At 57.1% G+C, this 8288-nt stretch carries 9 protein-coding genes and 1 pseudogene; 3 read left to right on the top strand and 7 right to left on the bottom strand.

The genetic code is table 11. The features are described 5' to 3' along the window. Positions 1 to 84: 84 nt before the first annotated feature. From AC1Q6J_RS22915 to ubiT, 7 genes are all read right to left on the bottom strand, one after another. Entirely contained in the window at positions 85 to 396 is a 312-nt protein-coding gene (locus AC1Q6J_RS22915) for a DUF2249 domain-containing protein (RefSeq protein ID WP_492281446.1), read from the bottom strand. Positions 397 to 485: 89 nt separating this feature from the next. Then, the gene (locus AC1Q6J_RS22920; RefSeq protein ID WP_492281447.1) at positions 486 to 902 is read right to left on the bottom strand and encodes an RrF2 family transcriptional regulator; all 417 of its coding nucleotides are present in this window, start codon (positions 900 to 902) and stop codon (positions 486 to 488) included. Between the two features lie 193 nt (positions 903 to 1095). Beyond that, positions 1096 to 1818: a Crp/Fnr family transcriptional regulator gene (locus AC1Q6J_RS22925; protein ID WP_492281448.1), complete on the bottom strand. Its 723-nt coding sequence runs from the start codon at positions 1816 to 1818 to the stop codon at positions 1096 to 1098. Positions 1819 to 2266: 448 nt separating this feature from the next. Continuing rightward, on the bottom strand, positions 2267 to 2788 hold the full coding sequence (locus AC1Q6J_RS22930; RefSeq protein WP_492281449.1) for a hypothetical protein: 522 nt from the start codon (positions 2786 to 2788) through the stop codon (positions 2267 to 2269). Then, positions 2727 to 3644, bottom strand: coding sequence for a ubiquinone anaerobic biosynthesis protein UbiV (gene ubiV, locus AC1Q6J_RS22935; RefSeq protein ID WP_492281450.1), 918 nt, complete (start codon positions 3642 to 3644; stop codon positions 2727 to 2729). Before ubiV ends, AC1Q6J_RS22930 begins: the two co-directional genes overlap by 62 nt. 49 nt (positions 3645 to 3693) lie before the next feature. Next, entirely contained in the window at positions 3694 to 4671 is a 978-nt protein-coding gene (gene ubiU, locus AC1Q6J_RS22940; RefSeq protein WP_492281451.1) for a ubiquinone anaerobic biosynthesis protein UbiU, read from the bottom strand. Beyond that, positions 4662 to 5216, bottom strand: coding sequence for a ubiquinone anaerobic biosynthesis accessory factor UbiT (gene ubiT, locus AC1Q6J_RS22945; protein WP_492281452.1), 555 nt, complete (start codon positions 5214 to 5216; stop codon positions 4662 to 4664). The genes ubiU and ubiT overlap by 10 nt, the downstream gene beginning before the upstream one ends. A gap of 208 nt (positions 5217 to 5424) precedes the next feature. Here ubiT and AC1Q6J_RS22950 point away from each other — a divergent pair. From AC1Q6J_RS22950 to AC1Q6J_RS22960, 3 genes and pseudogenes are all read left to right on the top strand, one after another. Further along, positions 5425 to 5646 (top strand): annotated as a pseudogene (locus AC1Q6J_RS22950) (helix-turn-helix domain-containing protein); the annotation flags it as partial. 214 nt (positions 5647 to 5860) lie between these two features. Next, entirely contained in the window at positions 5861 to 7384 is a 1524-nt protein-coding gene (locus tag AC1Q6J_RS22955; protein ID WP_492281453.1) for a UbiD family decarboxylase, read from the top strand. Further along, complete coding sequence (locus tag AC1Q6J_RS22960; protein WP_492281454.1) at positions 7384 to 7959, top strand: UbiX family flavin prenyltransferase; 576 nt, start codon at positions 7384 to 7386, stop codon at positions 7957 to 7959. Before AC1Q6J_RS22955 ends, AC1Q6J_RS22960 begins: the two co-directional genes overlap by 1 nt. Positions 7960 to 8288 lie beyond the last annotated feature (329 nt).

Genomic DNA, 8288 nt, shown 5'->3' on the forward strand with positions numbered 1-8288 from the left:
GTATCGGATGCCAGCGCTGACGATGTTGCCAGACTTCGCCAAGCGCTTTCCGGCCAGACCACAAAATGATTCTTTGCCGAATTCCTAGCCTAACTGAAGCCGGATTCGCCAGACATCGGGACCTTGTGCGAGGTAGGTCCATCGGCAGCGCGCGCCGTATCTTGCTTCGAGTTGAAAACGCAAAGGCCTAGGGTCATGATCCACGACCAATTGAAGACTGCTATCCGGACCGAGTTGTTCGAATAGCTGGAGGATGATCCTGTGACGATGACGTGGATCGATATCCCGCACATTGATCACCCTCTCGGATGTTTGAACATCTTCAGACATAGACACTTCCTTCGTCTCACTGATCGGCGAGTCCATCGAACCTACCGACGATCCTCTGGTTGACATAAAAGATGTATTATTAATGCATCTTACAAGAGCTGACGCCTTGTGCAAGCGCCATCCCCTGAATGGAGAAGAATCGATCAGGCAGCAGGTTAGATACCGAAATCCTTGGGGCTAAGGATCAGATCGGCCAGCGTATAGCTGTCCAGGGTTCCAACGAAGGCAGCAAGCGCTTCCCTGAGAGCACCCCTCAGCCGACAGCGCGGTGTGATCAAGCATCGGTTGTCGTCTGTGAAACATTCGACCAAAGCAAAATCCGGTTCAGTGGCTCGAAGGACATCGCCAAGACTAATCGCATCGGGGCGCTTGGCCAAGGCAAGACCACCCGATCTCCCCCGAATGGCTTTCAAATAGCCGGCCCGAGTGAGCTGGTTTGCGACCTTCATGAGATGCGCACGGGAAATTCCGTACAGCTTGGCCGTTTCCTCAATAGTGATCAGGTTTTCACCACGCGCGGCTGCGTACATCAGTACGCGAAGCGCGTAGTCCGAGAAATGTGTCAATCGCATCGCCAGTTCCGAGAGTTGTGGGCCATTTGCGCCATCTCGAAGAATCTTGCCTCCTTAGAGATGCCCGCAGGCGATATCTTTTGCAAGCCACGACAAACCGCCGATTCCATGCTGCCACGACTGCTCGGCAAGCAGTCAGCGTTGATTCAGAAAATGAAATTTCTTCTTAAAGTTCTGACGCCACCGGACGAGTTCATCTCATCCACGCCAAGGCTTCTGCGCGCGCCAAATTCAGAACACGAACTCCCTTCGGAACGTTGATGATGACTTGCTCTCGTTCAAACCGGGTAAGCGTGCGGCTTACCGTCTCAATCGTCAAACAAAGAAAATCCGCAATGTCCCGGCGCTTCATCGGCAACGGCAACGTCTTCGGTACTTCACCGAGCCGTGCAAGCCGATTACGCCAGCCAATGAGAAACAGCGCGACCTTCTGTTCCGCCGAATGACTCCCGAGCAGAAGCATCTGGTTCCGCGCCAGATCGAGCTCCCGCGACTCGAACTCGATACGCCGGCGCAACATGTTCGGTTTGGATTCCAAGAATCGGGAGTACGTCTCCCTCGAAAATCGACAGGCTATGATTGGCGTAATTGCATCGACCGAGAAGCTGTAACGATCGGAAAGTGTCGTTCCCAAAAAATCTCCCGGCAACGCAAACCCCACGATATGACGCCGTCCGTCGGGTAGCAGTTTATATAAACGTGCTACACCATCCGTAAGATTATAGACCTTGGTGGCGTTCTCGTCTTCCAAGAACAAGCTTTCCTTCGGTGCGAAGCGAACCTCCTGACCTAGCCTTTCCAGATTATGAAGTTCAGCTGCATCGAGTACCGCGCATAAGCTGAGCGATCGCGCCTGACAATGCGAGCATCGGCCAAGATCGCGCTCGGAAAGCTTTAGGACGGTCGAATTCAGCATACGAATAAGTCCAGACCAAAGTGGTCGCTGACGCTCATTCCCGCACTCAAACCACTCTCGGCTCGCCGTCAGAGAATCCTATAAGATATATCTGCGGCGCATCTTTCACCAAAATCGGCTCTTCGACTTGATGCAAATCAAAATTTTCTGGTAGCCCAGCTCATCGTACTCGGAATCTCTCTAAATCAAACTTGAAGGGCCTTGCGTGCAGCGATGAAAAACGACAAGTGGGCTTTACGAAGCTTCTAAAGCGTTCCCATAGGACAGCGCGTTCCGAACTCAAATTGATCAGCGTGCATCAGCGTCAGGAATTGGCGCGCGATACTGGGCTTCCAGAAGCGAATACAAATGACTGTGACCACGAAAGATATAAATGCTGGCTGGGAATGGACACGGGACATTGCGTTAGCGCAACGTAAAGAGGAGCCGCGATGTCTGAAATCAGCGACTATCGCCGGATCATGCTGACCGCACACGGCAACTCATCGCGTGGACAGTTCACTTTCGGCGGATCGATGTCACGCAAGGCGGCCGCGCCAGCGACAGCCGATCGGCCGATCTCGTCAAACAGCAGCGCCATTTCCTCGAAAACGGTGCGATCCGTCTCGTTCTCGGTCAGTTGGTTGAGTTCTGAGAGAAGCGCGAGAATGGCCGCGATGCGATCCTTGTGATCGCAAGCACAGAGCAGTAATCGTCTCGAAAGGCGGCGTGCTTCAAGATCTGAAAACCGCTCAAGCGCACTGCTCAGGACCTCGCGGCAGCCGCAGTCCATATCCGTGCGTGTCAGCACAATCCGTAGCCGTGCAATCAGGCCAAGGGTCTCACAGGTTCGGCCTCGTTCCGCCATGACTGTTTTTCCCATCGATGCTTTGTCGCCTGACTCATGATACCGAATGCAGCGCCTGCGCTCAGCCGACTCCCAGACCGGTCTCTCTGGCGCCTGCAATAAACGCCACACCTGGCTGTCCATGAACGAAGCCATTCGCAAATGGAACACCGGGATAAATCTGCGACAGTGCTCGGGTCGCATCTTCAGATTCCCGATTGCCATCGAGCACATCGCGGAAAATCCGGGCAACAGCGACCATATCACATTGCTGCGGTGACAGACGCAACGTACCGACTCCAGCTGCGGCAAAATCTTCCACCTCGCCTAGCAAGTTTACGCATGCATGGGACATGGTCTGCACTCCGTTCATGGCAAGGAATGCTTCGCCGTCGAGCGTGGTGACAGGCAGCCCGTCTGGATCTTTCTCGCAGACGAAACGGCAATTGTCTTTCGATAGCCTGTGAAGGCGGGCATGATAACAGCGTGCGGAAATCGCGAGGGGCACCCGTCCAAAAGCAAGGACCTCTGTCGTGACGTCGGGCAAAGCAGTGGCGATGGTCCGGATTGAATCCATCGGCAATTCCGGGGGCAGGCAGATCCTTTGCGCCCCCCTACCAGCGAAGTAGGCTGCAGTCGCCTCATTGTAGATGTTCACGAACGGACCGATCGCATGAGGGCGATCCGCCAGCAATCCAAAGCAGGACAGGTCGTTCGCTTCCACTATAAAATCCGTGCTTCCAGCAAGTTCCGCCATCTGTCGGCGCTCCCGTCGCAGCGACACAAGAACGAGAGAGCCGAGAATAACCTGCTTGCCGCTAGCCACGAGCCGTTCGATTACCGCAGGCATATGTTCCGTAAAGAACGGCGAACGTTTCGAACATACGATTTCGCCGACCACAACCACATCGACGGGAGCTTCTTCGGCAACGCGAAAATAGAAGTCACGCCACTGCGCAGGCTGCCAGTTATAAAGCACAGGCCCAATGGTCAACTGCATCGAAATGACCTCATTCGGGACACGCCGTGAGCCGCGCGCGCATATGACATCATCGCCAGCCCTTACGGTAAGCTCCAGTCGTCGTTGACTGGCCCTCGGTGAGAGTGACGAGTCCGCCTGCCGGAGCGGGAAGACCGCCTTCCTGCTCCGCAAGCGCTTGACGAAAATAGCGAACCACGCGTTCGATATAGGCGCGGCCGCGTTGCCGCCCCTCGATTTTCAGCGCCGTGACGCGGGCTTTCCGCAATTCCAGCAGCATGGCGGTTGCATCGAGACTTACCGGATCCTCAAAGAGATAGCCCGCGCCGTACGCGGTCTGGAATCGGCCTTTACAGAGCGTTGGATATCCCGCAGGCTCCTTCGCAGAGAATTTGTTGATCGTGAATTCGCCAAGGCGCGAAATGAGCTGTCCATCCTGCTTGAGATAGTGGACATCGCTTGCGGGCGAGCAGACGCCATGCATGTTCGGAGATTTTCCCGTGGCGTAAGACGAGAGTGAGCAACGCCCCTCCTCCATGACGCAAAGGCCGCCAAAGACAAAGACCTCGGTCTCGCAGGTGATTTCTTGGGCGATAGCCGCGATCTCGGCAACACTCAATACACGGGGCAGAACCACACGGCGCACGCCGAACGCCTTTACATAGAAATTGATCGCGTCCGGATTGGCCGCCGCTGCCTGAACCGAAACATGGAGGCGCTGGTCTGGATGACGTTGCGCCGCATAGTCGAGAATGCCAACGTCGGCGACGATCAGCGCATCGGCGCCCGCCTCAACAGCATCGTCCACTGCTCGTTTCCAGATATCGAGCGCTCCCGCCCGCGCAAATGTGTTGATGGCAACCAGAACCTTGACGCCGCATTTGTGGGCGCGGGCAATCCCCGCTGTTAATTCATCGCGACTGAAATTCAGGCCCGGAAAATTGCGTGCGTTCGTCTCGTCGCGGAAGCCGCAATACACTGCATCCGCCCCCGCCTCTACAGCAGCCTTGAGGGCGGCAGGCGTGCCAGCGGGGCAGATCAGTTCCATGATCCACCCTCCGATGCCGAGCAACTGCGCTGTTGTCCAAAGGGGTCACCGATGATACCCCGCAAAAGCCGCTCGACGACGGGCGACAACGGCCCCATCCAGGCGATGGATTCGGCGACAATGTTGATTCCGGCGTCATCGATTGCATTGCGTAACGCGACCGCCGCTTCCATATCGCCCTCGATCTGAATATCCCGCGAGAAAAAAAGTGCGTCCCCGTCACAGACCCCGTTCACGAGGCCGATGAGTGCAGCGAGCGGCCCCGTAATCTTGACGTCAATCCATCGCGGGAGGGACCTTGTTGCAGTGACCCTTGGATTCATCGGCCTGGGCTCAAGCACAAAGGCGAATGGCAAGTCCGTCGGATCGAGCCCATAGCGTTTGGCGGCATGGGAGCCGAGACGATCGAAAATCAGCGGATGTCGCTTCTGGATTCCATAGAGCGAGGCTGCGAGTACCGGCTGCAATGGCATAAGCGGGAGGACTCGCCCCGCAAAGGCAAGTACCGACGGTACCCTGGATATGGTCGAACCGGATACCGGCATGAGACTTTCCTTTAAAGCCTCAATAGCATTTGACCGGAACTAACTCTTTGTTCGAGAACAAAGAAGCCGCGAAGAATCCATGCTTATGATGGCCGTGTTGTAAGGGGTCGGCTGTGCAGCATCCCCTTGCCGCCATTTCCAAAACTGCGCATCTTCAGTGCGTATTTTGGAGACAGCGGGTTCTTTCGCTCCACCATGACGATCTCGCATGATCCAGCGCTCAGACACAATCTTTCTTGAGGAACTCGGTCAACGCGTCCTGACCGCGCGCAGTCTTCGTGGCTTGTCGCGCAAAACGCTGGCCCAGACATCCGGTATTTCCGAACGGTACGTTGCATTGCTTGAGGGTGGCAGAAGCAACATCTCTATTATACTGCTGCGCCGAGTATCGAGCGCAATGGCGATCCCCTTGATCGAGCTCATTCCGTCCGGCAAGCGGCATCGCCGATGGGCCGACGCTGCTCCCTCTACACTCCAGATGACGGAAAAGCATTGATCGCATATGCACAAACCGCCACGTGAACGGTCGCAACCTCCGCTGTCTCGTTCGCCGAACATAACGTCTGGCTGCCTGCAACTCCCAACCCTCCAGCAAAGACGTCAAGGAAACGCTTACTGACTCTGGGATTCTGGAGAACATGCCTGTGCTGCGCCGCGATCGTCCGCCTTTCAATAATCTGCGCAGCTTCATTTCTTGTCTCGAGAAAGACGGCCAGCTTGTCAGAATCCGAGAGCAGATATCGGTCGTCCATGAGATGACCGAAATTCACCGGCGCGTTCTGCAGGCAAACGGCCCGGCTCTGCTGTTCGAAGAGGTAATCAAGGCAGACGGCACTGCGGCGGAGATGCCTGTCCTCGTGAATCTGTTCGGCACACGAGAGCGCGTCGCCTGGGGTCTCGGCGTCAACCTTGAGCGCCTGCCAGACCTCGGCGAAGCGCTTGCGGAACTGAGCGAGCCACGTCCTCCGCGCGATTTCGCGGACGCGATAGCAAAGCTGCCTCTCGCTCGCGGGGTCATGGCGATGCGCCCCAGGCATGTCGATACCCCGCCCGTACAAGACATTATATGGCGCGGGGACTCGATCGACCTCACGCGGCTACCGGTACAGATCTGCTGGCCCCAGGAACCGGCACCGCTCATTACATGGCCGATGGTGATCACCGGACCACCTGATGAGACCGGCAACAACATCAATGTCGGCGTTTACAGAATGCAGGTGATCGACCGCGACCGTGCGATCCTGCGTTGGCTCGCCCATCGCGGGGGCGCCCGCCATCATCACCAGTGGAAGGCCCGCGGACTCGACATGCCTGTCGCAGTCGCCATCGGCGCCGACCCGGCAGCCATTCTTTCGGCGGTTCTTCCCTTGCCCGAAACGCTCTCGGAATTTCGCTTCGCCGGCCTCCTTCGCGGCGCACGCCTTCCGCTCGCGCGCTGCGTCAGCGTGCCGCTGATGGTTCCCGCGGAAGCCGAAATCGTCATCGAAGGTACCGTCTCCGCCCACGAGACAGCTCCGGAAGGTCCATTCGGCGATCACACCGGCTACTACAACGCCGTCGAGAATTTTCCCGTGATGCGTGTTTCCGCGATCACCATGCGCCTACAGCCGATCTATCTTTCCACCTTCACTGGACGGCCGCCCGATGAACCTTCGCGCATCGGCGAAGTCTTCAATGAACTCCTCGTTCCGCTGATCAAGAAGCGATTTCCGGAGATCGTAGATCTATGGCTCCCTCCCGAGGCGTGCTCGTACCGGATCGCAGTCGCGTCCATTTCAAAGCGCTATCCGGGACAGGCGCGGCGGGTCATGCTTGCGCTGTGGTCGATGCTGCCACAGTTAACCTATACGAAATTCCTCATTCTCGTCGATCCGGACATCGATGTGCGCAACTGGTCCGACGTGATGTGGGCGGTTGCCACGCGCTCAGATCCCTCCCGCGATCTTGTCATGCTAACCGATACGCCTATCGACTATCTCGATTTTGCATCACCAAAGTCGGGCCTCGGCGGCAAGCTCGGCATCGATGCGACCGCCAAAATCCATCCCGAAACGGATCGAGAATGGGGACGAATCCTCACTATGGACCGCGCCGTCGTCGCGCGCGTGGACAAGCTCTGGCAGCAGCTCGGCCTTCCACCGAACGGCACATCCGGAGAGAGTGCATGATGAGCAGCCGCTTGCGAGTCGTGGTCGGCATTAGCGGCGCCTCGGGCGCGGCGCTCGGCATACGGGTCGTCGAATTGCTGGCGGAAACCGGCCAATGCGACATCTACCTGGTGATCACGCGGAGCGCCGAACGAACGCTGATGCACGAAGTGGGACCAGATGCCCTGTCAGCGGTCACTGCGATGGCAACGCACCATCTTCCGAATGAAGACATCGGAGCGAGCATCGCCAGCGGGTCCTTTCGCACCGCGGGCATGATCGTAGCCCCGTGCTCGATCCGCACCCTGTCCGCGATCGCAGCGAGCGCAGCCGACAATCTTCTGGTCCGCGCGGCGGACGTCCAGCTCAAGGAAAGGCGCAGGCTGGTGCTGATGGTGCGGGAAACGCCCCTGCACCTTGGCCAGATACGGACGATGGCTGCGGCGACGGAAATCGGCGCTATCATTGCCCCGCCGGTGCCGGCGTTTTATCACAAGCCAAATTCGATGACCGAGATGATTGACCACATTGCACGCCGTGCGATCGATCTTCTCAACCTCAATCTCCGCATTTCGTCGCGCGAATGGAAGGGTTGATACCGATCTTCAGATGCGGCGGATGCACGTCCTTATCAGAGTTACACATAGGGGGAAGATTGCATCACTTCGTTGTGGATGAAGCCGCGTTGCACATAGGCGAGTGTCATTTCAGCCAGAGCAGGCGCCAGCAGAAAGCCGAGTTCCTATTTTCACCGCATGGCAAGCCAGGAGTCCGGCCGCGGTAGCAACTGCGCAAGTTTGTGCAGATGACTTACGGCATATTCTCGGAAAGTAAAAATTGCATCTATCGTGACCTGCTCCCCTGTTTGCCCTCGTTTATAAGGAGAGTCTGTTCTGGTTCTGCCCCCTGTCGGGGCGGGTTGCAA

The sequence above is a fragment of the Afipia sp. MLSD5-FHT05B12 genome (genome assembly GCF_058793355.1).